The sequence below is a fragment of the Chitinophagales bacterium genome (assembly GCA_041392475.1).
Lineage (GTDB): Bacteria > Bacteroidota > Bacteroidia > Chitinophagales > UBA2359 > JAUHXA01.
The window spans coordinates 33,477-60,303 of sequence record JAWKLZ010000004.1; the positions used below are offsets into that span (position 1 = coordinate 33,477).

The 26,827-nt window shown below is 40.0% G+C and carries 18 protein-coding genes; 8 read left to right on the forward strand and 10 right to left on the reverse strand.

Annotated features, from left to right (window positions below; translation table 11 throughout):
* Window positions 1-88 precede the first annotated feature (88 nt).
* The 6 genes from R3E32_29605 to R3E32_29630 all read right to left on the reverse strand — a co-directional run bounded on the left by R3E32_29605 (window position 89) and on the right by R3E32_29630 (window position 6,374).
* Window positions 89-1,645: a T9SS type A sorting domain-containing protein gene (locus R3E32_29605; GenBank protein MEZ4888919.1), complete on the reverse strand. Its 1,557-nt coding sequence runs from the start codon at window positions 1,643-1,645 to the stop codon at window positions 89-91.
* Window positions 1,646-1,901: 256 nt separating this feature from the next.
* Complete coding sequence (locus R3E32_29610) at window positions 1,902-2,315, reverse strand: hypothetical protein (protein MEZ4888920.1); 414 nt, start codon at window positions 2,313-2,315, stop codon at window positions 1,902-1,904.
* A gap of 37 nt (window positions 2,316-2,352) precedes the next feature.
* Window positions 2,353-3,702: a hypothetical protein gene (locus R3E32_29615; GenBank protein ID MEZ4888921.1), complete on the reverse strand. Its 1,350-nt coding sequence runs from the start codon at window positions 3,700-3,702 to the stop codon at window positions 2,353-2,355.
* 51 nt (window positions 3,703-3,753) lie between these two features.
* Window positions 3,754-4,305 (reverse strand): RNA polymerase sigma factor, encoded by a 552-nt coding sequence (locus R3E32_29620; protein ID MEZ4888922.1) that lies wholly within the window; start codon window positions 4,303-4,305, stop codon window positions 3,754-3,756.
* A 30-nt stretch (window positions 4,306-4,335) separates the two neighbouring features.
* Entirely contained in the window at window positions 4,336-5,313 is a 978-nt protein-coding gene (locus R3E32_29625) for a transketolase family protein (GenBank protein MEZ4888923.1), read from the reverse strand.
* A gap of 218 nt (window positions 5,314-5,531) precedes the next feature.
* Complete coding sequence (locus tag R3E32_29630; protein MEZ4888924.1) at window positions 5,532-6,374, reverse strand: transketolase; 843 nt, start codon at window positions 6,372-6,374, stop codon at window positions 5,532-5,534.
* A 354-nt stretch (window positions 6,375-6,728) separates the two neighbouring features.
* On the opposite strand from R3E32_29630, the gene R3E32_29635 reads away from it, so the two are divergent.
* The 3 genes from R3E32_29635 (at window position 6,729) to R3E32_29645 (ending at window position 15,793) form a co-directional block, all read left to right on the forward strand.
* Window positions 6,729-15,242 (forward strand): gliding motility-associated C-terminal domain-containing protein, encoded by an 8,514-nt coding sequence (locus R3E32_29635; protein MEZ4888925.1) that lies wholly within the window; start codon window positions 6,729-6,731, stop codon window positions 15,240-15,242.
* A gap of 72 nt (window positions 15,243-15,314) precedes the next feature.
* Entirely contained in the window at window positions 15,315-15,566 is a 252-nt protein-coding gene (locus R3E32_29640) for a hypothetical protein (GenBank protein MEZ4888926.1), read from the forward strand.
* On the forward strand, window positions 15,557-15,793 hold the full coding sequence (locus R3E32_29645) for a hypothetical protein (protein ID MEZ4888927.1): 237 nt from the start codon (window positions 15,557-15,559) through the stop codon (window positions 15,791-15,793). The genes R3E32_29640 and R3E32_29645 overlap by 10 nt, the downstream gene beginning before the upstream one ends.
* Window positions 15,794-15,801: 8 nt before the next feature.
* Here R3E32_29645 and R3E32_29650 read toward each other — a convergent pair whose 3' ends face one another.
* Window positions 15,802-17,274: a hypothetical protein gene (locus R3E32_29650; protein MEZ4888928.1), complete on the reverse strand. Its 1,473-nt coding sequence runs from the start codon at window positions 17,272-17,274 to the stop codon at window positions 15,802-15,804.
* Window positions 17,275-17,551: 277 nt separating this feature from the next.
* Between R3E32_29650 and R3E32_29655 the strand changes: the two genes are divergently transcribed.
* The 5 genes from R3E32_29655 to R3E32_29675 all read left to right on the forward strand — a co-directional run bounded on the left by R3E32_29655 (window position 17,552) and on the right by R3E32_29675 (window position 24,434).
* On the forward strand, window positions 17,552-19,978 hold the full coding sequence (locus R3E32_29655) for a T9SS type A sorting domain-containing protein (GenBank protein MEZ4888929.1): 2,427 nt from the start codon (window positions 17,552-17,554) through the stop codon (window positions 19,976-19,978).
* Window positions 19,979-20,061: 83 nt separating this feature from the next.
* Entirely contained in the window at window positions 20,062-22,821 is a 2,760-nt protein-coding gene (locus R3E32_29660; protein ID MEZ4888930.1) for a gliding motility-associated C-terminal domain-containing protein, read from the forward strand.
* Window positions 22,822-22,931: 110 nt separating this feature from the next.
* The gene (locus R3E32_29665) at window positions 22,932-23,174 is read left to right on the forward strand and encodes a hypothetical protein (GenBank protein ID MEZ4888931.1); all 243 of its coding nucleotides are present in this window, start codon (window positions 22,932-22,934) and stop codon (window positions 23,172-23,174) included.
* 3 nt (window positions 23,175-23,177) lie between these two features.
* A complete protein-coding gene (locus R3E32_29670; protein ID MEZ4888932.1) occupies window positions 23,178-23,588 on the forward strand; it encodes an HNH endonuclease signature motif containing protein in 411 nt (136 codons plus the stop codon).
* Window positions 23,589-23,882: 294 nt separating this feature from the next.
* Complete coding sequence (locus R3E32_29675) at window positions 23,883-24,434, forward strand: hypothetical protein (GenBank protein MEZ4888933.1); 552 nt, start codon at window positions 23,883-23,885, stop codon at window positions 24,432-24,434.
* Window positions 24,435-24,562: 128 nt separating this feature from the next.
* On the opposite strand, the gene R3E32_29680 is transcribed toward R3E32_29675, so the two are convergent.
* The 3 genes from R3E32_29680 to R3E32_29690 form a co-directional block, all read right to left on the reverse strand.
* A complete protein-coding gene (locus R3E32_29680; protein ID MEZ4888934.1) occupies window positions 24,563-25,414 on the reverse strand; it encodes a hypothetical protein in 852 nt (283 codons plus the stop codon).
* Window positions 25,415-25,607: 193 nt separating this feature from the next.
* Complete coding sequence (locus tag R3E32_29685; GenBank protein MEZ4888935.1) at window positions 25,608-26,144, reverse strand: NAD(P)H-dependent oxidoreductase; 537 nt, start codon at window positions 26,142-26,144, stop codon at window positions 25,608-25,610.
* Window positions 26,137-26,568: a MarR family transcriptional regulator gene (locus R3E32_29690; protein MEZ4888936.1), complete on the reverse strand. Its 432-nt coding sequence runs from the start codon at window positions 26,566-26,568 to the stop codon at window positions 26,137-26,139. Before R3E32_29690 ends, R3E32_29685 begins: the two co-directional genes overlap by 8 nt.
* Window positions 26,569-26,827: the final 259 nt, after the last annotated feature.

The following is a 26,827-nucleotide window of genomic DNA, read 5'->3' on the forward strand; positions in this document are numbered from 1 at the left end:
GTGTTATCTAAACTTTTGAAGGTTTATTATATTCGATAACTGATTTTTTAAACACTCAGTAAAAGCCAAAAGTTTTGAAACAAAGCCATCAATAGACCATAATTTTCTCTAAATGTCGGCTACCGTCAATTTTTACCTCCAAATAATACAAACCAGCTGCTTTGTTGGTTAAATCAAATGTTTGGTTGAAAATACCTGACTGGTTGTTGCTAACAGATTGCTCCAACAACTGGCCAATTGTATTGTAGAGTTGAATCTGGATATTTTTTGTTTCGGTTAGTTCAAATTGAAGTTGAAAAACGCCTTTATTCGGATTCGGGAAAAGAGAAATGTCTTCAATACCTATCCAATCTTCAATGCTTGTATTGACACAACCTGATACTTCAATGGTAATTTCCGTGGTAGTTGTACAGCCTGTGTTATTACTTGCAGAAAGCGTATAAGTAGTAGTATTAGCAGGACTTGCAAGGGTAACATTGTTATTTGGATTACTCAGGCCTTCAGTTGGTGACCAAGTAAAAGTTGCCCCACTATTTTCCGTAGCGATTAGTTGTACTTGCTGGCCTTCGCATATTGAAGTAATCGGTGCAATGATGTTGGGTTGTGGTGCATTTAATACGTGGACAACAACGGTTTCGGTGGTGACGCAACCTGTTTCCGTTTCAATCGTGACTTCGTAAGTAGTTGTTTCTGTTGGGAAAACAGAAACGGTATGCGCTTGTTTGTTAAGCAACTCTTCAACATTCAGCACTTCAAAAGAAACTCCTCCAATGACATTTAATTCCACTTCTTCATTCGGGCAAACATAGTCTTTACTTGCCGATATACTCACTTCTGGATTTGTTTCGTTCACCACCGCAATCGCTTCATAGGTACACTCCAAAGCATCGGTAATCAACACTTGGTATTCTCCTGGAGGCAAGTCTGTCGCCAAAGATTCTCTATTATTGTTGGGGTCATTCCATAAAAATTGATAGGGAGCGAGTCCTCCACTAATTGTCACTTTTGCTCTCCCGTTGTTTTCACCTTCACAGCTATCAAAAGTTTCCACTGAAACCTCTGCATCTTCTGGCCCTTCTACTTCAATGGTTTCGGTGTATTCACAACCTATAAAGTTTGTTACCTTCAGTTCGTAAGTTCCACGCTCTACATCGGTAAGGACAGCAGTTGTTTCGCCATTAGACCATTCAAAAGATAGCGGCCCTGCATTTTGAGTAGGAACAACTTCAATTTTTCCACCGCCATTGCTTTTACAAGAAGTCGCATTGTGTACCACAATATTTTCAATAAATGGCATAGGTTCTTTCACTTCTACTTCGGTACTCAATACGCAGCCGTTGGGATGTGTCACCGTTACAGTATAAACACCTGCAGATAAGTCAAAGGCAGTGTGAAATTCTTGTCCATCGCTCCACTTATAAGTGCATCCGCTATACAAACAGTTGCAGCCTGTACTTGCTACGGTAGCGTTTCCCGTATTTTCGCCCACACAACTGGCATTTTTTGCAGCAATGGACAGTACATATCCTGCTGTTTCACAAGAATCTTCTTCTTGAGCCAATGCGACTGTGGTGAATGTCATTCCCAACAAAAGAAAGAGTATCCAGTTTTTCCAAAGTTTTGTTTCGGGCTTGAAACTTGTCATTAAATTTTTCATAGTTCAGAAATCTAATAAATAGACATGACCAAATAAGAATGAAAAGATAAATGAATTATCAATTTACAAAGTACGGGCTAGTATTTTGTTTTTGGGCTTCGATCATTCTTGCCTATATCTTTTATTTATCCCAAAAAACATTCCAACTTTATTAAAACGATAAAAAAAGCAAAAAAAAAGCTTGAATGAGTATGAATCATTCAAGCTAATAATCAGTAGTTTATATCAATCGAGGTAAGGTTGATTACTCTTTGGAATCTTCCTGTTTTTTCTTTTTTAGATAGTCTAGTATTTTGATTTGAAATTCCTTGTAAGCAGTCAAGATTTCGTTGACTTTATCTGGCGAAAAGGCGTTCTTCAACTCACTGATAAAAGTTTGTTTTGCTTTCAAACGGGCTACTTCTTGATCAGACACATCAGGCATAGATTTTACCTCATCCAGTTTGTCTTGATAATCTCTAAAGATGCTTGAAAACTTATCTGCCTCTTCTCCGCTCAAAGTAGCTTTGTTGACCACATAAGCTGCCCACATAGCTTTTATATCTTCTTGTTTGTTGTTAGTGCTATGGGCTTGTAGTGGCGATAAGGTGGTGAAAGTCATGGTACAGAGTAGTACCAACATACTTATTCGGGCAATTTGAAGGGATATATTTTTCATAAGAATTACTTATATATTTTTATGTCAATTTTAGTAATTAGAGGCTAAGGTTTTTTAATTCTTCTTCACTGATTTCTTTATCCAAACCTTCAAGATCCATATCAGACATATCAAGATCAAGTGTTCCGATGTCCATATCTTCTTTGATAAAATCTTCTAAATCAGTATTGTCAATGTCAAAATCTAAGGCATCAAAACTCATAGATGCGACATCTACTCCTTCCAAAACTCGATGATCTGATAAGGTTTCGTTCATGTCTGCATTGTTAGAAGCAAAACTTTCTAAATCGTTTAAAGACAAACCATCCAAAAAAGCATTTATTTCTTTCATACAAATATTTGGATCTACCAAACAAGCCTTTTCAATATCACTATCCGCCTTAGAATCAACTCCGAAAAAATTAATCCCAATAAACAAGAGAACCATTGCCGCTGCTGCAATGCTGGTATATCGGGTTAATTGTCGAATCACAGGTTGAAGTTGTCTGATACGACCTGCCACTCCTTTTTCTTTGCGAATTTGATGCATCACTTCTTCTTGCAGCTTTTTGAAGTAGGCTTTGGGAAGGGTGAATGGAATCGGATTTTTAGACACAACGCCGTTGAGTACATTCATATCCAAATCATCCTCATTTTCAACTACCTCTGCTATCAATGAATCTGTCATTTCATTGAAAAAACCGGCAGGAAGGGTAAAAGGATTTTCCTTTGCTAGACTGTCCAAGATGGGAGTTACGGCTTCAACACCTTCTTCTACTTCAATACCACTCCAAACTTGTTCTTGAAGCTCATTGAAGAAATTTGAAGGAATAGACATCGTTTGTTTTTCAACAAGGCTATCCAAAAGAGGGGTTTCCACCTCAATTCCTTCCTCTACTTCAATGCTATTCCAAACTTGTTCCTGCAATCCATCGAAGTAATTGGCAGGAGTCAACATATCACTGTCTTTAGAAATACCATCTAAAACAGGTGTTACTACTTCAATCCCTTCTTCTACTTCAATGCCACTCCAAACTTGTTCTTGAAGTTCTTCAAAATAATTACTCGGAAGTTTGAAAGTAGCTTTTTGCTCAATAGCTTGAATGTTTTGTGATTGATCCTCTATGGTTTCATCTGCAATGGCATCCCACACGTTGTCTTGCAATTCTTCAAAATAATTTTGAGGAACGTTAAAAGTTCTTGCGGTAGTGATTTGATATAGATTTGGAGCATCCTCCTCTATTTTCAATCTATCCTGAATATCTTCCAAAATATGGTCTTGAAGGTGCTTGAAATAAGCATCAGGTAAGCGAAAATAATTGAGTTCCAAACTGCTAATTTTTGCAGCCAAGATTGGAGTCAATTCTCTCAACTCTGTTAATAATATGTCTAGTTTTTCTATTTGCATGATTTATTTGTCCTCATATACACCTGTTAGATAACAGTCCATTACAATAGTTTAATCTTCTATTAAGTATTTTTCTATCTTCTTGACTGCATGGTGATAAGAAGCCTTCAATGCACCTACAGAAGTCTCCAATACTTCCGACATGTCATCGTATTTCAATCCATCATAGTAACGCATCAAAAACACTTGTTTTTGTTTAGGGGGTAGGGACTCAATGGCTCCTTGCAGTTTAATCTGTATATCATCACCATCAAAATAAGGGTCTGCCTTCAACTGAGCAGTTAAATCATACTCTTCGGTGGCAAGGGGAGCAGAATCACGCTTTTTACGCTTATTAATAAAGGTGAGCGATTCATTGGTTGCAATTCGATACAACCAAGTGTATAATTTAGAATCCGCTCGAAATTTTTCGAGGTTCTTCCAAATTTTGACAAACATATTTTGACAAACATCATTTGCATCATCGTGATTCACAACCATACGCCTGACATGCCAATACAATTTTTCTTGGTATTTTTCCATCAAGAGTCGAAACCCCGCCTCTCTTGTAGCAAGGTTGTTGAATTTATCTAATATTTCCTTATCGCTAATCGTCTGAGCCATCAAATTGGATTTTTGTTTTTGAAATTTCGCTTAGCCTTTTCTATTCAAGACATTGTGAACAGCTTCTACAATATTGTCTGTGTTGATACCATATTTGGTCAACAAATCTTCGGTCGTGCCACTTTCTCCAAATACATCATTCACCGCCACCATTTCCATAGGTGCGAGATGATGCTCCACCAATACCTGTGCCACGCTTGCGCCCAAGCCACCATTTTTTTGATGCTCTTCAGCCGTTACGATACAGGCAGTTTTAGATACCGATTTAAGAATCGCTTCTGTATCCAACGGTTTAATCGTGTGCATGTTAATTAATTCCACCGAAATACCCTTTTTTTCTAAAATACGAGCTGCTTCTACCGCTTTCCACACCAAATGTCCACATGCTATAATCGTCACATCTGTTCCTTCACTCAATATCTGTGCCTTACCAATTTCAAACTCTTGGTTTTCGGCAGTAAAAACGGGCCATTTCGGGCGACCAAATCGAAGGTAAACAGGGCCGTGATGGGCTGCAATGGCTTTTGTCGCCACTTTGGTTTGCATGTAATCACAAGGAACTACTACTGTCATATTCGGCAACATTTTCATCATGCCGATATCCTCCAAAATTTGATGTGTTGCACCATCTTCGCCCAATGTCAGACCAGCATGGGAAGCACAAATCTTCACATTTTTGTCAGAATATGCAATGGATTGGCGAATTTGATCATACACTCGCCCTGTTGAAAAATTGGCAAATGTGCCTGTAAAAGGAATTTTTCCACCAATCGTCATACCTGCTGCTACACCCATCATGTTTGCCTCTGCCACACCGCAATTGAAGAAACGCTCAGGAAATTCATTTTTGAAGTCCGTCATTTTCAACGAACCTGTCAAATCGGCACACAATGCCACCACTTGGTCGTTTTCCTTCCCCAGTTCTAATAATCCATCCCCAAAACCACTTCGGGTATCTTTATTCCCTACGGAAATATATTTATCTAATTTATTTGCAGTTGTTTGCATATTTTTATTTGATACTTTGTTCTTTTAATGTAATTGTACTTTGAACGAAAGACAAAAGAAGTAAATATTTGGTTATGAGTAAATTACACTTTTAATTCAATTTCACTTAATTCCTTTGTTGTCAATGATTTAAAACCTTTTATCTTATGTCTTTAATCTTTTGTCTAAAGTCTAATAATGTAACAATATTCGTAAAAACTCAATTACCAGTCACCATACTAATAATCTCCAAGTGTTTCCTCCAATTGTGCCAACGCACTCTCTGTTTGCGCTGCATTTGGAGCGATACCATGCCAATGATGCGTTCCTTCCATAAAGTCAACACCTTTGCCCATCACCGTTTTCATCAAAATAACTATCGGTTTACCTTGTCCGACCAATGTTTTTGCCTTTGCCAATATATCCAAAATGGCTTGTATATCGTGTCCATCTACATGCAGCACTTCCCATCCAAAAGTGGCCCATTTACCTGGCAAGTCACCCAAAGACATGACCTCCTCATTAGATCCGTCAATCTGTTGGCCGTTCCAATCTACAGTAGCTATCAAATTGTCAACTTTGTGGTGTGCTGCAAACATTGCCGCTTCCCATATCTGTCCTTCCTGTAATTCTCCATCACCATGCAGCGAAAAAACAAGGTGATTATCACCATTCAGTTTTTTTGCCAAAGCAGCACCAATAGCCACGGACAATCCTTGTCCCAATGAGCCACTCGCTACTCTGATACCTGGCAGTCCTTCCTCTGTAGCAGGGTGTCCTTGAAGACGAGAATTGATTTGACGAAAAGTAGCCATTTCTGATATCGGAAAATAACCGCTCCTTCCAAGAACGCTGTAAAATACAGGAGATATATGTCCATTAGATAAGAAAAATACATCTTCTCCTCTTCCATTCATATCAAAGCCCTCTTTTCGATCCATTACTTCAAAATAAAGCGAGGTCATAAAATCAGTACACCCCAAAGAAGCTCCGGGGTGACCAGATTCTGCACTGCTCACCATACGGATAATATCTCGACGTATTTGACTTGCTATTTTTTTAAGTTCTTCTATACGATTCATACAATAAATTAATATTATTTTCCACAAAGATAACCGAAAGAAGCATAAAAAATATACACAGTTACCATGAAAGCCTTTAGAATTTGACAAAACACTATAAAAAAAGCATCTTTTTTTTTTTTCCTTACAAAATGCCGTAATTTTAGCCTTTTAATTTTAACTCCATTCACACAATTATCTATTATTAAGCACTATTCTCAAAAATCTTACCCCACACTTAACATTTACTACCTTAATAATCTGTTCCTTATCTGCCATCCTAAAGGCCATTGCAGAAGATGGATAAATTATAGACGTGAAAAATTAATTTATCGCACAAAATTATTTTACTTGTAATTATTTAAAAAATTGAAGGTGAACAGAATAAACCTATCTTTTTTTGTCGTATTTTTTATTTGGCACATGACTGCAAGTAATGCACAAAATACTTGCAGCAATCCAACTGCTATCAATAGCCTACCTTTTGCCCAAACCAACCTAACTACTTGTGGAACGGGGGATGATTATACAGCTGCTTTGACATGCGGTAGCTCCTATATGAATGGCGAAGATTACGTCTTTGAATACACTGCCACTCAATCAGGTTGCCATTTGTTCAATACTTACAATACCTCGAATTGGACAGGCTTATTTGTTTTAGATGGCTGTCCAGATAACTCCAGTACCAATTGCATTGACTTTTCTACATCCATAGACGGGGACCCAACCCTCAGTACAGATTTGATAAATGGAACTACCTACTATATCATTGTATCTACATGGCCCTCACCTGATTGTACCGGCTTTGACATATATATCAATTCCTGTATTGCGGGGAATGACTGCACTAATCCATACATAGTCAATACTGTGCCTTTCTCAGCCGTTGGATTATCCACCTGCCAAGTCGAGAATACTTTTGGCAGTGGTGGCGCATGTAACAGTTCTTATATGGGAGGCAATGATTTTGTAATCGAGTTCACCGCCCCAACAACAGATTGTTATGTCATTGACATTACCAATACCGATTCTTATACAGGAGCTTTCGTACTCAGTGAGTGTCCGAGTTCTTCATCCGCTTCATGTTTAGCATCGGATACCCCTGGATTTGGAGGAAATCCAACCTTACAATTGGAATTGACCGCAGGTGAAACCTATACAATTGTAGTTTCCTCACAAATCAATCCAAATTCTTGTACCGACTTCGATATTGCCATCAATACAAGTGTTTGCCCCGAACCAGAACCTACGGATTGTGTCAATGCTTTACATGTTTGCAGCAGCGGTCTGTTAAATTACAATAGTAATGGAGCAGGTCAAAATGATTTTGCTTCTCCTTTTAATAATAATGGTTGTTTGAGCTTAGAACATCAAGCAGCTTGGTATTCCATCCAAATTGGCTCAGGACTCAATGATGGTGGATCACTCGCATTTATTATAGATCCCGCAGGAGGTTTAGGAGAAGACTACGATTTTGCTATTTATGGTCCAGATGTTGATTGCGGCAATTTGGGCAGTCCCATTCGTTGTTCTTATGCAGATGATGCCTGCTTTTATTGTCCACAAACAGGTTTAGGCAACAATGCTACTGACGTTTCCGAAGGCTCAGGAGGAAATGGATTCGTAGCCCCTCTCGATGTCCTACCAGGAGAAGTATATTACATATTGGTGGATAATTTTGAAAGCTCATCTTCTGGCTTCAATCTTACATGGACGGGGGATGCAGTTTTGGATTGTAGCATACTACCTCCCTGCACTTTTACTGCCATTGCAGGAGATGACTATACCATTTGTACAACTTCACCCGATTTCCAATTAAATGCTTCTGTTACCAATCCCGTAGCAGGCATATCTTATACTTGGACGGCCAGCCCAAGTGGTGCTACCAACTATTTGAACAATACATCGCTACTTACCCCTACTCTCAATACAAGTAGCTTGCCTGCCAGTTTTCAAGGAGAAATTATTTATACCCTTGAAGTTTCAGATGGAGTTTGTAGTTCATTTGATAATATAGTTGTCACTGTAATCATACCCAATACTCCTCCAAGTGGCAATACACCAATCGAATACTGTGTAGATAGTCCAGTAATACCGCTCACTTCAATACCTGCTAATGGAGGTACAATCAAATGGTACAATATTGATCCATCCATAATTACAACTGCGCCAATTGCCACTGGTTCTACGTTTACTCCATCTGTTGGTGCTTCCCCTTCCGACCACATTGACAATACAAGTGCTGGCACGACTTCTTTTTGGATAACCGAAACACTTGGTAATGGATGCGAAAGTCTACCTTTTCAGATAGATGTAATATTCATCGCACAACCCAACCTGACTCCCATACCAGACCAAATTTCATGCACAGACAATTTCGATTTGAGTAGCATGGTACTCACCGACATCAATGGTTTGGATGTAAATACCGCAACCGTCAATTTTTACAACGATAATGCAGGTAGCATAGGAAATCTCATTGGCTCAACAGTTAGTACAAGTGGACAATATTGGGTAATTGTCGACTTGGCTGGTTGTACAGATACCAAAAGCGTGCAAGTAACCATTGGTTCAGTGGAATTTACCATCACCACCATAGATGCTACTTGTGGGCTGCAAGATGGTGAAGCTACTGCAATAGTAACCCAAGGAACGACTCCATATACCTACGCATGGAACACTACACCTGTTCAAACCACTGCTACTGCAATCAATTTAGCTTCTGGAACTTATACTGTCACTGTTACCGATGCCAACGACTGCACATCCGTAGAACAAGCAATAGTAAGTACGCCAGATATTCCCGATGCAACTGCTAATAACGATAGCCCTGCTTGTGAAGGAACAGACATTCAACTGACAGCAACAACAACTAGTACTGTTGCAAACATTAGCTACAATTGGTCAGGGCCGAACGATTTTTCTTCCAACCTACAAAATCCAATACTAAGCAATGCGGACATCAGCATTGCAGGAACTTACTACCTAACCGTTACGGCAGATGGTTGTCCTTCTACTGCTGCAAGTACCGAAGTCGTTGTTTACCAACAGCCAGATGCGATTGTCAATGCAGATATAGAAGTTTGTGAAGGAACAAACATTCAACTAATAGGATCCACCACCAGCGTTGCAGGAGATGTCAGCTTTCAATGGACTGGTCCAGATAGTTTCAATTCCCCGCTTCAAAATCCAATACTCATCAATGCATCTCCTATTCAATCAGGAACATATTCGCTTATAGTCACTGCCAATGGCTGCACTTCAGAAGCGGCAACAACTGATATAACCATCCAACAAAATCCCGATATAAACAATTCTATCCCTCCACAAAGTAGCTGTAATGGAAATTTTGACCTAAGCACAATCACTATTACCGATACCAATTCTACTTCTCCCAGCATTAGTTACCATTCTAACAATTCAGGTGTAGTTGGAGCAGTTTTAAGTAGTACAAATATTAACAATTCAGGGACTTACTGGATTTTTGCAGAAAGTAATGGTTGTACCGATTCGGTAGTGGTGGTAGTAGATATATTCGATACACCCATTGCAGATTTTACCCTTTCTGCAACAGAATTGTGTGCCGATGGCAGCAGCGAAATTACGGTGACATTTACAGGAACAGTTGTAGATACAAATACCGCTACCTTTAATTGGGATTTTGGTGGAGGAACAGTCGTTACAGGCACAGGAGAAGGCCCTTACACCGTTTCTTGGTTAGATGCAGGAACAGGAACGGTCAATATAAGTCTGGACATTGAAGAAAATGGATGTCCTTCTAATACAGCGAATCAATCTCTTAGCCTTCAAAATCCACTGCCCCCACTAGTAGTCAATTGCAGCAATAGCACCACCAATTCTGTAACTTTTGACTGGGCAGACATTTTAGGGGCAAGTAGTTATGATGTAAGTTACACTGTCAATGGCGCAACTCCCGCAATGACCGACAATACAATCAATTCCGGTTACCAAATAACAGGTTTAACCGCCAACGATGAAGTGGAAATTACTGTCACAGCTCTCAATAGCGGCGTATGTGGCAACAGCAATACCGTCACTGTTTCTTGTATTGCAGACGATTGCCCAATTTTGAACCCTTCTATAGATATTCTATCTGTATTCTGCAATGACCATGCCCCCATCAATTTAACTGCAACACCATCTGGAGGAACATTTAGCATTAATGGAAACGGAGTAAGTGTATTTGATCCAAGCATCGTCACCCTTGAAACAGGACACCTTATAACATATAACTATACAGACCCTTTGACAAACTGTGAATATACGGCTACTAAAAATGTAGTAGTCTATGCTGTTCCTACTTCTGATTTTACCATATCTGCACCAACAGTTTGTGCAGATGGGATAAGCGAAATCACTATTACTTACACTGGAACAGCCAGTTCTTCAGCTAACTTCAATTGGGATTTTGGTAGCGCAATTTTGCTGTCTGGTACTGGAGTAGGGCCTTACACCCTTATTTGGAACAATGGTACTGGCACACAAAATATTTCATTAACTGTCACTCAAAATAGCTGTGTATCAACCATCCATACTGAAAGTATTGAGCTTTCTGAGCCTTTAGAAACACCTATCGTCAGTTGTTCAGAAATTGGTGTCAACAACATTAATTTTGATTGGCAAGACATAACCAATGCAATCAATTACGATGTATCTTATACTGTCAATGGCGGCTCACCTATAAATACCAATACCTTCAATTCCACTTTTGAAGTCACAGGACTTTTGCCCGACAACACCGTGCAGATTACGGTCATCGCTATCGGAAATCCTCCCTGTGGCAACAGTGGTGCGGGAATGACTGAATGTACGGTGCTCAATTGCCCTCCGATGGATCTCAATATTGTGAATTTGGAGGAACAATATTGCATTGACGCTTCCCCTTTTATGTTGTTCGCAACGCCTTCTGGTGGTATCTTTAGTGGAGCAGGTATCACAGGAAACCAACTCAATCCCTCCCTTGCAGGGATAGGAAACCATATTGCGACCTATACGGTGACAGAAACCAATGGCTGCGAATATTCAATAACAGCCCCTTATACGATACATCCTGTTCCCGTTCCAAATTTTGAAATCACCCCTTTTATATTGTGTGCTGATGGAACCAGTGAAGCTACTGTTACTTTTATAGGTACAACTTACGGTGACAGTACTGTTTTCAATTGGAATTTTAATGGAGGAACATTGGTATCAGGAGAAGGCTCAGGACCACTTGCAGTGATTTGGAACAACGCCAATGGAACAGCCAATGTCAGTCTGAGCATCACCGAAAATGGTTGTACTTCAAATACTCAGACGGAATCTATTATGCTGCAATCGCCTTTACCCGCCCCCAATGTGATTTGTGCCGAAACAAGTAGCAGTAGCGTTAGTTTTGAGTGGCAACACATAACATTTGCCTTTGGCTACGAAATAACCTATACCATCAACAATGGCACACCAATCACCATAAGCACCCTCAATGCCTATTTCGATGTAACTGATTTGGAGATTGGCGATATCGTGAATATCAGCGTAGTTCCTATTGGCGAAGAACCTTGTGGCAATGGACTGACAGGCACTGCTGAATGTGTGGTAGAAGATTGTCCCGAACTTTCGGTAAGTATTGACAACTTATCTGCTACCTATTGCAATGATGAAGGTATTGTCTTCCTACAAGCAAATCCTGAAGGTGGAATATTCAGCGGAACAGGTGTAAACGGTAATGAATTTGATCCCACTGCTTCAAGTGGTGGTAATGTCACAATTCAATACACTTATACCGATCCTATAACTGATTGTACCTACAATACATCGGAAAGCGTGATGGTCATTGCCGTACCGACTGCTATATTTGAAGTGACTCCAAATATTATTTGTACAGATGGAAACATGGAAGCAGTGGTTACTTTCACAGGAATTGCCGATTTAAATGCTACCTTTCACTGGGATTTTGGCGGAGGGGTAGCCACTCCTACAAGTGGGTTTGGTCCATATACTGTTGTATGGACAAACCATCAAACTCCAAGTGGAATATCCTTATATATTGAAAACCAAGGCTGTATTTCCGAAACTTTCTCACAAGAAATCACATTGGTTGAGCCGATGGAAGCCTTTGAGGTAGATTGCATTGCTGCAACTACCAATTCAGTAAGTTTTGATTGGGAAGATGTAGAAAATGCACAAGGATACGAAATCAGTTATTCTGTCAATGGGGCATTCACCAATAATCCGCTATCCATTGAAAATTCTGAATTTACGGTCAATGATTTAGCCCCTCAAGATACGGTTCAACTCTTTGTGACGGCAATAGGAACCGAACCTTGTGGAAACGTTGAAGCTACTGCAATGTGTGTGACCAACGATTGCCCCGAACTTCTGCTCGAAATCACCAATTTCAATGCTTTGTATTGCAGCAATGAACCCAACTTTGAACTTTCTGCAACACCGACAGGAGGTATTTTTATTGGAGAAGGGATAGAAACCAACAGTTTCTTCAACCCTGCAACGGCAATGATTGGTGCTAATAACCTTGAATACCAATACACTGATAGTGAAACTGGCTGTATTTACCAGCTTCCTTTTGAGATAAATGTTGAGGCACCGTTACCTGTACCTTTGGTGAATTGCCTGGAAAGTACTACAAACAGCATCACCTTCAATTGGAATGAGGTAAACACAGCAGTAGCTTATGAAATAACTTATAGCATCAACAATGGCAGCGAAATAGTGACTACGGTGGACAGTCCACCTTTTGAAGTGACGGGTTTGAATCCACAAGATGAAGTCAGTATTTCGGTTGTTGCAATTGGAGAAGGTGTTTGTGGAAATAGTTTAGCCTCGACTGCCAATTGTATCGCACAAGATTGTGCTGCAATGGAGGTGAGCATTGACAATGTGGAAAATAGTTATTGTGAAAACATGGCATCTTTTTCTCTCGAAGCAAGTCCATCTGGAGGGCTTTTCCGCATCAATGGCACTGAATATGCCTACGAAACAGCCATTTTTGAGCCTTCGGTCTTGGGGCTTGGCGCACACAACATCGAATATATTTTGACCTTGGGTGATTGCACCTATTCTACCAATGTGTTTGTAGAAATTAATCCCTTACCAACTGCTGATTTTGAAATAGATGCTGCTTCAATATGCATAAGCAATCCTTCTATTGTGACCTATACTGGCACTGCCAATTCTACTGCTACCTATCAATGGGACTTTGATGGAGGAATATCGGAAAACATTGGACAGGAAATGTATAGGGTTCAATGGAACAATGAAGGAACAAAAAACATCCAACTACAAGTTACTCAAAATGAGTGCATTTCTCAGATTTCCGAACAAACCATTGATGTTTCTGAACCTTTGGAAGCGGTAAACATCAATTGCAGCAATAGTACAACGAGTTCTGTTTCTTTCGATTGGAGTGAAATGACGGGTTTTGAGTTTGAAGTGACTTACACCGTCAATGGTGAAAATCTAATAATGACTACAACTACTGATAATACTTTTGAAGTCAATGACCTGAATCCGCAAGATGAAGTAGAATTGACGGTCATTGTTTTGAATGACGGGATTTGTGGCAACAGTGCTGCGGCTTCCGAAACTTGTATTGCTCAAGATTGTGCAGTTTTGGAATTGAGTATTGACAACTTGGATTTGGAATATTGCAGCGATGCCGAAACGGTGACTTTGGAGGCTACACCCGAAGGTGGTGATTTTTATGTAAATGGTAGTTTGTCAAGCACTTTTGACCCTGCAAGTTTGGGTGAAGGAACGCACTTTGTGGAGTATGTTTTGGAGCAAGGAGATTGTACTTATAGCACCGATTTCAGTGTGGAAATTGTTGCGCCTTTGGAGGTTCCCGTGGTGAATTGTGGACAGAGTACAGAACACAGTGTGTATTTTTATTGGGATTCTATTGAAGAAGCATTGGAGTACAATGTCGTTTACCACATTAACAATCAGGGAGCTATCGAGACTATGTTGCCAGATACGTTTATTGAAATCAACGATTTGTCGGAATGGGATGAGGTGGACATTGAAGTAGTGGCGATTGGCAATGGATTGTGTGGCAACAGTTTGGCGGGTTTGGGTCATTGCATGACTTTTGGCTGCCCTGAAGTCAGTCTGAATTTACCCGATGCGGCTTGTTTGGGTGAACCTATTGCCTTTGATTTGAGCAGTAGTTTCAGTGAAGACATCCCTTATGTGTGGTCGACTTCAGATGAGTCCGTGCCACAATTGGAGGAAAATGGAATTTTTACAATCAATTGGAATCAAGCAGGTTGGCAATTCATTTACTTGAACGTGGAAGATGAAAATGGCTGCATTGCTGCTGTTAGTGACAGTGTGTTTGTGGGAGATTTTTACCTTCAAATGGTTGCAGATACGGCTATTATGTACGGCACTTCGATAGAGCTTCAAGGTTTTGTGGAGGGTTTTTATAGAGGCGACTTGACTTATTTGTGGTCTTCATCGGAGAATGAGGTATTGGGTTGTGAGAATTGCCCAAATCTTTTTGTCACTCCACAAATTCCAACGACTTATACCCTGTGGGCTACTGATGAAAATGGCTGTACTGCAACGACTTCTGTTTCGGTGGACTTGGTATATGAAAATCAATTGGTGCTTGCCAATGCTTTTTCGCCAAATGGAGATGGGGTCAATGATGTTTTCCAAATTAGGGGCTTGAATATCGAAGCGGTTGAGTTGGTGATTTACAACCGTTGGGGCAATGAAGTGTTTCGCACACAGGATGTAAATACGGGTTGGGATGGCATCTATAAAAATGAAAATCAGCCAATTGGAACGTATGCTTATTATGCGGTGGTGCGTTATGAAGATGGAAAAGAGGAGGTTGTGATGGGGAATTTGACTTTAGTGAGGTAAGAAGAAACTTAACAAATCAAATATTTGTTAAGTAATTGGATAGACTACCTAATAAAAAGAAAATAACTGTATATGCACGCAATTAGAAAAATACTTAAAGTAGAAAACAATCAACTTCAAATTGATTTGCCTAAAAATTTATTTTCTGGTTTGGTAGAAGTCATTATTCTTCCCTTCAAAAGTAAGGAGGAAAATAATGAGGTAATTCAAAAAAACAATGAGTTGAATGATTTTCAAAAATTACTGTTATCTGGACCAATTATGAGCCAAGAAGAATTAAAATTTTTCACTGATAAAAAGTCACATTTTAACCAATGGAAGTAATTTGTTTAGACAGTACGGTACCCATTGATTATTATCGCAAAACAAAAAAAGAGAACAGTTTTTTATTTCGTTTAGCAGCTCATTATCAATTCAAAATTTCCTCTATTGTAAAATATGAAGTTTATCGTGGGGATAAAAAAGACGATGGCTTACCATTAGCAACACTTAACCAAAAACATTTTGAAAGAATAGACAACCTTCAGATAATAACACCTAAAGATTTGTAACTTTTTAATCACGGAAGTAAAAACTCCCCAACCTTCTGCCCCAGCCATTTTTTCTCTGCAATGTGTTTCGCCCCTTCAATATCTTCCTTCAATTTTTGAGCAGCATTTTTTCTATCCTCCACAGGATAAACAGGCATCGTTTGCAGTGCGTACAGCCCTTCAACAGAAGCGATAAAAGCTTGATACACTTGTAGAAAATGAGGTGTGAAAGTCGAATCTTTGTGTCGGAGGAGGTATTGTTTGAAGGCGGTCAATAATTTGAGGAGTTGTTCGTCGTCGTCAAGTTCATAGTAAGCCTTTATCAACAACACTTTATGCTCCTTGTACCGCCAAAAATCCTGCTCGTGTTTGTAGGCTTGAAGGGTGTCAATTGTGGCTTGAAATTCTTGTTGATGGAACTGCAAAACCGCTTTGGCATAGACCTTCAAAGAGGCTTGTGATGTCCTCATTTTGTCTTGATTGGATTCGTAAAAGTCTTTTGCCCACTTCAATTGATTGGCATAAATGGCGGCACGAATGATGTTGATAAAGTGAACGGGCGGGGTGATAAAGTCATTGGTGTAAATGATTTCTTGTTCGACCATCAATTGATAGACTTCAAAAATAGCTTGTGAGTAGTCTGTTTTCCCACTCGTCAATTGGGTGTTATAGTAGTTAATCAGGCAAGTATATATCTGTCGTAATTCTCCTTTAGCAATATCTTCCCGATGCAATTGCAGCCCTTCCTTCAATTCTCCAATAAATCCCTCTTTTTCTTCCTTCAAAAACAACATCAACAAACGGTACAATTTGACCAAAGGAATTTCGGTATAAGGACTCTCCTCCAAATAGCCCAACAATTCGTCTGCAAATCGAAACTCATAAGAAACAGCGGTCAACAATTGCTCATTGAGCATCACACAAAAATACTTCAATTTCTGTACGATGAAATAAGCATCAAAACTATCGGCTACTGCCTGAAAATTGCTATTTGTGGCTCGTCCTTTGGTGACGATGTTAAAGGCAAAATCGAACTCTTGAAGGAGGTGAAGGTTTTGGTAATCTGCCGTTTGTTTGGTTGGCTGACTTTCGTATTGATTTTTGATGCTGCTAATTTCACTTTGCAGTTGTTCCAAAAGTTTTCGCTCAAAAAGCACTTCCAACCACAAACGATTTTTGGTGGAAGTATCTGCCTGCAATTTTTTTTCGAGCAAAAAATCTTTCACCAAATTCATCAACTGATTTTTGATGTTGCTAAACTGCTGTTTGTCCCTTTTAGACTCGTAGTTTTTGTGTGGAAAAAGTGTCTCGAAAACATTGATTTCCTGCAATTTGGAGTGGGTAAAATCATTGGAGTGGTGTGCATACAAACAGTCGAACAATTGAAGGACTTTATCCCGCCGATTGTTGTTGTGAAAAGGCGATTCAATGTACTTTTTTAGCTCCTTCAATTCTTTGGCAGGCAGCGTTTTGAGGAATTGAACCAACTTATCTTTATACATCTTGTTCTTTTTTGCTTGATTTTGCAGTTATGTGCTGCAAGATAAGGGTTTTTAAGAAAATGGTTAAGGCATTGTTAGTCAATGTCCTATTTTTTAGAACCCCCGTCTTTTTTCACTTCAAAGACTGTTTTTTTAGTGAATTTCGGAAAAAATGTTTTTGGGGCAGTGGGCGAAAAGGGATAGATTTGAAGGGAAATCAAATTGAACACAGAGGCTCGGAGGCACGGAGAATTTTTTCTCGCTTAATATTCAAATGATTGAAAAAATACCATTTACTATGAACACCTTACAAACCATCACATTCCCCCTTTTTATCTTGCTCCTTTCGCTACCTTCAATGGCGCAAGTAAGCGAGTCAGATTCTTTGGCTTTGGTAGCACTCTACGAAACTACAAATGGCAAAAACTGGATGGACAATTCAGGATGGTTGGAAGGCGAGATAGAGGATTGGAAAGGCATCACTTTGGACGAAACCAAAAATCGCATCATTAGCCTCTCACTGTCCAACAATAACTTAACTGGGGTCTTGCCCAATTTGAATTTGCCCAATTTGAAATGGCTCAACCTTAGCGGCAATGATATTGAAGGAAATATTCCCAACTTCAATTTGCCCAGTTTAGAGAATTTGTCTTTGAGTGGAAACAAGCTTGAAGGTGAAATTCCCAATTTTTCGGTGATGCCAAAACTACAATTATTGAGTTTGGCAGACAATCAATTGACGGCTGCAATTCCCAGTTTTGACCAATTGCCGAATTTAGAATGGCTCAATTTGGGCAGTAATCAATTAGAGGGAGCAATTCCTAACTTTAATCAAGCACCACAATTGACTCACCTTTACCTCAATGACAATCAACTCAATGGAGTGGTTCCAGACTTAGCGCATTTATCAAATTTGAAGATATGTTGGATTCAAAAAAATCAATTCACCTTCGATGGTTTGGAGGAAAACATTGCAGCCCAACTAAACAATCCAATTTTTGAGACTTTCCGATATGCACCCCAAAAAATGGCAGATTTGACAAAGACGAACGAAGATGTTTTGTTTATGCCCGCAGGAAATTCACCCAACAACCGCTACCATTGGTACAGAAATGGTCAATGGGTAGAAACTTCAACAGAGGATTTTTACATCGTTACGAGGGCGGGCGATTACCATTGCAACGTGACGAATGATGGGGTAAGTGATTTGAGTTTGCAGAGCAAAAGCGTTCATTTTGACCACAATAAATGCACCCTTGCAGAACCTTTTGCGCTACCTTCAATGGCAGCTTCAGAGTTTATTGGCCCTTTCAACAATCAAAATATGGGCAATCCCGTAGCAGCACATTCTTTGGCGGTTTGTTTTGAAGATGCTTCTTTGGATAATTTGTTGTGGTATGTTTTTGAGGGAAATGGCGAAATCTATAGTTTTTATATTCACGACAATGGGGCGGATGTGGAGAATGGATTGAAGGATGCACAAATCGCTGTTTATGAAGGTAGTTGTGGTGAATTGAACTTGTTGGTTTGCAACGACAATATGAGTTCTACGAGCAATCAGGCTTTGGCAACGCTGCAAACAGAAGCCAATCAGGTGTATTATTTGATGATTGACGGACGGGATGCTGCGGCAGGTGAATTTTTCATTGAAGCATGGCAGGGGGAAAGTATCTGGGCAGGCGATACAGACAATAATGGCGAGGTGAATCACCACGATTTGTTGGCGGTGGGTTTGGCTTATGGTTTTGAAGGTTCGAGTCGAACAAACACAAACAATGATTTTTTGCCGAAAGCATCTGAGGAATGGTTGTTTGAATTTAACAATGGCCTCAACTATCATTTTGCAGATGCAAATGGCGATGGAGAGGTGAATGACTTGGATGCAATGGCGATTCGTCAAAACTACAAACAACACCACGTTGCCTACAATGCTTCAACAGATGGATTTTCCCCGATTGAAGAATTTGGTATTCCACTTCAATTGACTGCTAATTTGATTGATACGATTCAAGAGGGTTATGAATATATGTTCCGCATCGGAACGGACGAAAACCATCCTGCTTTTGAAGATGTGCTGGGTGTTTCGATGACCATCGAAATTTTGGTGGCAGCAGATGTGCCTGATACGGTTTTTGTTCAAGCTCCTGTGATTTTTTATGAGGGTTCTGCTATTGGTACAAAAGGCTTAGATATGATGACTTTGGATAGCTTACAATTGTTGCAGCACAACCGCTATGAGTGGGATATTGCGATGGTCAGAAATGACCACAAGGGCGTGTCAACGGGTGGCGACTTGTGTACGATTGCCTGTATTTTTTCGGTGGGTAGTATTGATAAAAGTGGCGCAGATATTCCGATGATTGTCCGATTGAAGAATGTGAAGTTACTGAATGACAAGCAAAAACCTTTGGCGGTGCAATTGCCAAGTGTGCGTTTTGCGATTGGAGAAGTGGAAGAAGACTTGCCGACTGTCATTGAAGCAAATGCCCTTTCCCAACTGCAATTTTACCCCAACCCTTCTCGTGATTGGCTGCACATTTCGCCCCCTGTTGGTTTTTCTAATAAATTGAATGTAAGACTGTTTGATAAAAATGGGGCGGTGATTATGGAGAGCGAAGGTTTGGATTTGGATGTTCGAGATTTGCAGAAGGGTTTGTATTGGCTGCAATTGGAGGATTTGGAGAGTGGAGAGGTGACAAAAGGTGTGAAGGTGGTCGTAATGTGACATCTTTCAAATATCGCTGTGTTTTTCAAACGACGGCAAATTTTCGCTACAAAAAAATATCATAAAATATAAACAAAAATAACATGAGACAATTTTTACAAATTTCGTGGATGGGCTTTTTGTGCCTGCAAGTCACTATTTTGATACAGGCACAATGCCCTCCAATTGCAGGAACAGACACGCTTTTGTGTGGATTCACAGCAACTTTGATGGCTACTCCCGAAGGCGGTACATGGTCAATTGTTTGCGATGAAAGTGTGGGTGTGGTGGAATTTGAAGATGCGAATAGTACGGAAACTTCGGTAACGGTCAGCGAATGTGGGGTTTATACCTTTGTGTACACAATGGACACGCCTGAATGTGCCGCAGAAGATACGGTGAAAGTGGGCTTTGAAGACCCAAGCGATAATGTAGTTTCGGGTGGTTTGGAAATCGGTTTGGAGGTGGATTACGGCTGTCCTGGTGGGGGTTCTGCTGACTGCTCCAACACGATAACGATTGCAGGAACGGGACCGCCGACTTTTGATTGGAGTTTGGATTTGCTGCAAGAATGTTGCCCGATGTTGTACGAAACCATCGTTGAAAATCCTTTGAGCGATTGTGAGGCGCAAAACATTGCAGTGAATATCCTTACACCTGACGAATGTACAGTCAGCGAGGCGAATTGGTCGGGTGGTCAAGGGGATTTGGTGAATGTGGATTCGGTGGTTGTGACGGCTAATTTCTTCGATATTTTCTTGCCTTTGCTGGGTGATTTGGGGTCTTGCGGTGCGATTGGAGGTGAATGCTCTTTTGAAGGTTTGGGGGATGTTTGTCAGTCCGACACTTTGGGTTTTGTGGCAGACACCCTGATTGTGGAGATTCCTTATTCAACGGGTGCTGGACGGTGGCATTATGTGGTCAGCGCCGACAGTTCATTGGCTTTGCAGGACACAACACAATTGCCTCCGCCTTACAATTTTGCGACCTTGATTATCCAACCCAACGCCCAATATGCAGGTCCCAATTCGGTAACTTTCAGCGCATGGGAAACAATAGGCGGCAATCTTGTTGAACTGTTTTCCCAGCCATTGGAGTTGAACAACAGGATTCAATGGGTTTATCAAATTGATTATGTGAACGATACTTTGATTACCTTCCATCCAATATGCGAAAATGGCGACTGCAATTGTGGCTGTGGTCAATCGAGTTTTTTCCCAAGCATCGACATTCCTATACTCGATTTGTCCTGTCCCCCTATTTCTTTGTCTTTTATGCCACCTGGCTTTGGAGAAGTATTTGCGTTTTATCCCAATACCGTTTTTTGTGAAGATGAAAATAGCGTAACCCCTTTTATAGATGTTTTTGGATGTGGTATAGACTATCTATTTTCGGGTTCAGACGGTTTATCAATTGACTCTTTTACAGGCGAAATCTTCATTGACCAATCGCAGGTAGGCACGCATGAGGTCTATTTTTCGAGTTCTAATGGTGAATTTTTCGTCACCGTCATAGATATTCTACCTATCGAAATGATTGAATTCGACTTGCCTCCGTCTTTTGAGACCTGCGAAGGAAATGGGGATATGGTTCAGCCTACTTTGCTCGGCGGCAGTTCTTTTGGTGGAACGTGGGCTATGAGTGGTAGCGGAGTAATTGACAGCAGCACAGGAACAATAGATATAGATGCCAGTGGCTCAGGTGTTTTTACCATTACTTATACTCCAAATTCGCCTTGCGTTGTCACTACGAGTCAAGATATTGAAATCACCGTCAATAGCTTGTCGCCATCTATCACGGTCAATTGCAGCAGCACTATTGATGCAGTTTTATTCGACTGGTCGCCCATTGAAGGAGCAGATGGCTACGATATTAGCTATTCTATCAATGGGGGCAATTCCGTATTTTCCAACACGAATAGCACCAATTTTGAAATCACGGGTTTGCTGCCTAGCGACTTTGTGACCTTGAGTGTGGTGGCTTTTGGAAGTGCGATTTGTGGTCAAAATGCGGAGGGAGTTTCCACCTGCAATGTTGCGGACTGTCCTCCTCTCGTTATCGAAATCAATAATTTCAATCCTTTTTATTGCAGTGATATAGCAAGTTTTGAATTGACTGCCACGCCAGCAGGCGGCATTTTCTTTGGAAATGGTGTCGAAAACAATACCTTTTTCAATCCTGCTGCTGCTGGTGTCGGCATTCATACGATTCAATACGCATACACGGACTTCAACAATGGCTGTTCTTATGCCGAAAGTGCTACAATTGAAGTCTTTGCACCTTTGGAAGCGGTTTTGGTGGAATGTGGGGAAATCACCGACAACAGCATCACCTTCAGTTGGAGTGCATCGACAAACGCTATTGAATACCAAGTTGTTTTGAGTGGCGCAATGACCGACAATTTCACCCAAACTGCCACGACTTATACGGTAGAAAACCTAACGGCAACGGACGAGGTAAGCATTGAAGTGACTGCAATCGGAGCCGTGGAATGTGCCAATAGCGAGGCTGCAATGGCAACCTGTTCGGTTCCGCTTGTAGAGAAGTGTTTGGACTTTGCAGGGTTGAATCAGATTTTGAGTTTTCCGACGGCTTTTTCACCAAATGAAGATGGGCTAAACGATTCTTTCCATCCTGTTTTTCCTTATGCTTTTGCGGATTATGAGTTGATGGTTTTCAACCGTTGGGGCAAACAAGTATTTGGCAGTCAAGATGTGGATGCGGCTTGGAATGGGGTTGCGCTGAATACAGGCAAAGAGGCGGCACTTGGGGTCTATGTTTGGCACTTGAAGGCAACGGTGGTGAATGAGTGTGGGGAGGAAGTGAGTTTGGAGCGGAAGGGGAATGTGAGTTTGGTGAGGTAGAATTTCAACAAATTCCGAAAATGAAATCAATCACAAGAAACACTTGAACTTTTGGAATTGTTGTTAAAGGGTATTTGTGTATTTTACAATGTTCAATCAAAAAACATTCTATGACAACGATTTATGGCGTTTATGACCAAATTGCAGAGGTAATCGCCCTTCTTGAACCCAAAAAGATATTGGCATTGAAGGCTTCAAAGGAGGTGCAAGACAGGTTTGATTTGTTGATGGAAAAATCAAGAGGTCCAGGTATCAGCAAGCAGGAGTATGACGAATTGAATCACTTTATTGTATTGGAAAGGCTTCTTCGACTTGCTAAAATTAAAGCGGATATATCACTTAGAAATGGCTAATCTATGAGTGTATATATTCCTGAATCGGTTCGACAATTCGTTGCAACAAGAGCTGATTATCGTTGTGAGTATTGTCGAATTTATGAACGTTATTCATTTCTTGCTTTTCACATAGAACACATTATCAGTCAGAAGCATGGGGGAACATCAGACAACAATAACTTAGCCTATTCTTGTCCTATTTGCAATTGGAACAAAGGGACAGATGTTGCTACTTTTTTAGAAGGAATTCATGTTCCTGTACGCTTTTTCAATCCAAGAATGGATGTTTGGAGTAATCACTTCGAGGTAGAAGATAGTGGACTCATTTTGGCAAAAACAAATATAGGTCAAGCTACAATAAAGATTTTTGACCTTAATCACTTTGATTCCATGTTAGAAAGGCGTTATTTGTTGGCTAACAATATGCTTTGAACCCAATTCAATTTGAACAGGAACTTTTAGATAAAAAAGAACACTTGTACAGCGTGAACCTCGCTTAATGAGTAAGTTCCTTTACATCTAGCCGTTTCTGTTCACACCTCTCCGCAAAATAATCCTGCAGTATGTGATGCCGAAAACGCCAATGTACACCATCTTGCTCCAAAGTTCGGGTTTGGGGGGTGTATTGGGAATGGCTTTATTTTTTCGTTTAAAATCTCCAAAATGGAACTAAAACAAGCATATCTTTGGTTAAATACTTTTTATTATAAATAAAATATATAAGCCATGGTCTGGGTAAACTTAATAACAATTGCAGCTACGGGAGTTATTATTCATTTAATTATGAGCTATATAAGCACATATGTAAATACAGATGTTAGTAAAAATTCAAAAGGACAATATGTACTGAGAGCTAATAAATTTTATAAAAATGCAGGTTTAATAGTGCTTTGTTTGGCAATATTTATAATCTTCATGATGCTCTATACAGAAGGGAAAGATAAAATTACTTTAGCAATAGTATTTGGAGGATTGATGTTAAGTCTGCCCATTTATTGCTTGGTATATTACTACAATCACAGAGTCATCTTTGATGATAAAAGGATTCAGAAAACTGGTTTTACAGGAAAAACCACTGAGACAACATGGGCAGAAATAATAAGTATCTCTTTTAGTCCTTTTTCAAGTAGTCTGAAAATCCATCTTGAAAGAAGGCGAGTAATTAAAATTTCTAATCAATTGGTTGGCTTCATATCGTTTGTGGAGATGATGGAAAAGAAGACAAAGTGGACTGCAAAAGGATTGAAGTTGCCAACAAATGAACAGAATCTTTATTGAAAAAACAAAATAGCCATTCTCCAATCCGAAAATTGAAGAATGGCTATTAGAAAAAAAGAAGATGAGAAGCAAGACTCAAATATGACATCTCGCTTCTCACCTATTGATTCTTGTTTCACTAAAAATAATTAGTTGGGTTCACAAATCGCCACACATTTGCCAGTATTGTAATCGTACCAAGTCACCATTTTGTACCCTTTTCCGCAAGGTGCTGCAATCCAATCGCTACAAGGACCATTTGGACGCAAACTATAAGATTTCACAGGTTGGAAAATAGCAGTGTCTAATACAATATATCCTGTACAGTATGCCACACATTTTCCGTTGTTATCGTAGTAACTTCCAGGAGCAGAACCGTCTGCACAAGGCTGAACGATGTAGCCACTGCAAGGTGTGTCGGGGGTAAAACGGTTGAAACTTCCTTGTGGGTTGATGCTTCCCATACCTACCAATTCACCTTTTTCAACGATTGCAGCCAAAAGTATGTGTTCTCTTGTTTGAGCGATTACATTCACACCATCAGGCAAATCTGCAATGCCATATCTCATAAAAGCAGGAACACCAACTGCTGCACCTGTTGAGCCACTGCTACTGTCTGCAAACCAAGCTCCACACACACAAAAGCACTCTCCCCAAGGGGTTGTAAAACATTTTTTGATTTGAAAAGTGGTACACAAACCGCCTTGTGAACAGCCCGATGCTGTACCTTCCAATACTTTGATTTTGCCTTCTCTTGATTTGGCAAACATTCGTTGGATTTTGCCACCAGAAGCGGTCAAGAATATTTGTGCGCCACTTCGTTTGTTGGTTGCGACCAAGTGATTGCCGTCCGTTGGAGGTGCTTCGACTCTTTCTACGATGTTGGATTCTCCATCAACACCATCAAACTTGATGTAGGCTGCTGCATTAACTGTTGTTTGACTGAACATTGCGATAAAAGCGAAAAAACTAAAAGCGAATAATTTTTGAATCGTTGTCATGATTAAAGGTTTTAAATGTTGTTAAAAATTTGATTCGCTCTCATAGACGGAAAGGATAAAGAGTTTGGGAAAAAAGGAAATATTTTTTTCTGCTTTTTCTTGAAAAAAAATTAGCCACCCAACAATCTAAAAATTGAAGGATGGCTAATTGGGTGATAATATTGTAATTATACGGTGGAGGTTATTCTCTTGCTCACAAACTCTTCACAAACATCTTCAATTTTTCTTCAAAAGTCTGCGCCAATTGTTCGTCGGTAATTCCCTCCGTTTCCGAAAAGTTTTTGCCGAAAAAAGGCAGGGAAAAACTGGTAATTGCGCCTTTGCCCATAAACTGAAATTTGTTCACTGCAATGTCCAAAACCGTTGCGCCGCCTCGACCTCCTGGTGAAGTCGCCATTAAAAACATGGGTTTGTCGGCCCAAGTGCTTCCTTCCATCCGAGATACCCAATCCATGATGTTTTTGAAGGCAGCCGAATACGCTCCATTGTGTTCGGCAAAAGAAATAATCAAACCATCGGCATCTAAAATATGTTGTTTGAACTGCTTGATCAATTCGGGAAACCCTGTTGCCATTTCTTTGTCCATGCTGTAAATCGGCACTTCAAAATCGTTCAAATCCAATAAGTTCACTTCTGCACCTTCAATTTGATGGGCAGCGAAAGTTGCGAATTTTTTGTTGATAGAAGCCCTGCTGCTGCTTGCGCCAAAAGCGAGTATTTTCTTAGTCATTGTTGTGAGATTTTAACTTGATGATTAAATTTTTAAGTGTTTCCAATTCCTCGTTGTTGAGATTTACCATCATGGGTTTGTGAAAAGCTTGCAACTTTTCATCCATTTCCTTCAATATTTCCAAACCCGATTCAGTGATGGTAATGTCCATTTTTCTGCGATTGCGGGGACATTTTTTTCGTTGCACATAACCTTTTGCCTTCAATTTATCTACAATCCGAGTCACATTGCTGCTTCGCTGCACCATACTCTCCAAAATTCGCTGTACGGTCAAAGGTTCTCCCTTTGCACCTCTCAGTATCCTCAGAACATTGTATTGAGGCTCGGTAATGTCAAATTCTTTCAACTCTATGCTCACTTGATCTGTAATCCAGTGTCCTGTTCGGATAATTTGAAGAATAGCTTGAAAGTATTGGTTATTCATGTTGCAACAACTATTGTATATACAAATGTAGTTGAAAATAGTTTTCCCTGCAAATTTATTTTCAAGAAAACCCAAAAACAATTTAGCCATTCTCCAATAAGTTGAAGAATGGCTGAGGAACACATAAAAAATAAGTTCCCGATTTAGACTTTTGTAGTTCCATTTAAAATGTATCAGAAGTAAGAAAATCAACTTTCTATTGGTTTCCGCATTGATTGTTTATATTACTTAAACCCACCCCTTACCCCTCCCAAGAGGG

Bases quoted from the DNA above. Each gene is read 5' to 3' on its own strand.
- R3E32_29605 (MEZ4888919.1), bottom strand. From the start codon at position 1,645: ATGACAAGTTTCAAGCCCGAAACAAAACTTTGGAAAAACTGGATACTC.
- R3E32_29610 (MEZ4888920.1), bottom strand. From the start codon at position 2,315: ATGAAAAATATATCCCTTCAAATTGCCCGAATAAGTATGTTGGTACTA.
- R3E32_29615 (MEZ4888921.1), bottom strand. From the start codon at position 3,702: ATGCAAATAGAAAAACTAGACATATTATTAACAGAGTTGAGAGAATTG.
- R3E32_29620 (MEZ4888922.1), bottom strand. From the start codon at position 4,305: ATGGCTCAGACGATTAGCGATAAGGAAATATTAGATAAATTCAACAAC.
- R3E32_29625 (MEZ4888923.1), bottom strand. From the start codon at position 5,313: ATGCAAACAACTGCAAATAAATTAGATAAATATATTTCCGTAGGGAAT.
- R3E32_29630 (MEZ4888924.1), bottom strand. From the start codon at position 6,374: ATGAATCGTATAGAAGAACTTAAAAAAATAGCAAGTCAAATACGTCGA.
- R3E32_29640 (MEZ4888926.1), top strand. From the start codon at position 15,315: ATGCACGCAATTAGAAAAATACTTAAAGTAGAAAACAATCAACTTCAA.
- R3E32_29645 (MEZ4888927.1), top strand. From the start codon at position 15,557: ATGGAAGTAATTTGTTTAGACAGTACGGTACCCATTGATTATTATCGC.
- R3E32_29650 (MEZ4888928.1), bottom strand. From the start codon at position 17,274: ATGTATAAAGATAAGTTGGTTCAATTCCTCAAAACGCTGCCTGCCAAA.
- R3E32_29655 (MEZ4888929.1), top strand. From the start codon at position 17,552: ATGAACACCTTACAAACCATCACATTCCCCCTTTTTATCTTGCTCCTT.
- R3E32_29660 (MEZ4888930.1), top strand. From the start codon at position 20,062: ATGAGACAATTTTTACAAATTTCGTGGATGGGCTTTTTGTGCCTGCAA.
- R3E32_29665 (MEZ4888931.1), top strand. From the start codon at position 22,932: ATGACAACGATTTATGGCGTTTATGACCAAATTGCAGAGGTAATCGCC.
- R3E32_29670 (MEZ4888932.1), top strand. From the start codon at position 23,178: ATGAGTGTATATATTCCTGAATCGGTTCGACAATTCGTTGCAACAAGA.
- R3E32_29675 (MEZ4888933.1), top strand. From the start codon at position 23,883: ATGGTCTGGGTAAACTTAATAACAATTGCAGCTACGGGAGTTATTATT.
- R3E32_29680 (MEZ4888934.1), bottom strand. From the start codon at position 25,414: ATGACAACGATTCAAAAATTATTCGCTTTTAGTTTTTTCGCTTTTATC.
- R3E32_29685 (MEZ4888935.1), bottom strand. From the start codon at position 26,144: ATGACTAAGAAAATACTCGCTTTTGGCGCAAGCAGCAGCAGGGCTTCT.
- R3E32_29690 (MEZ4888936.1), bottom strand. From the start codon at position 26,568: ATGAATAACCAATACTTTCAAGCTATTCTTCAAATTATCCGAACAGGA.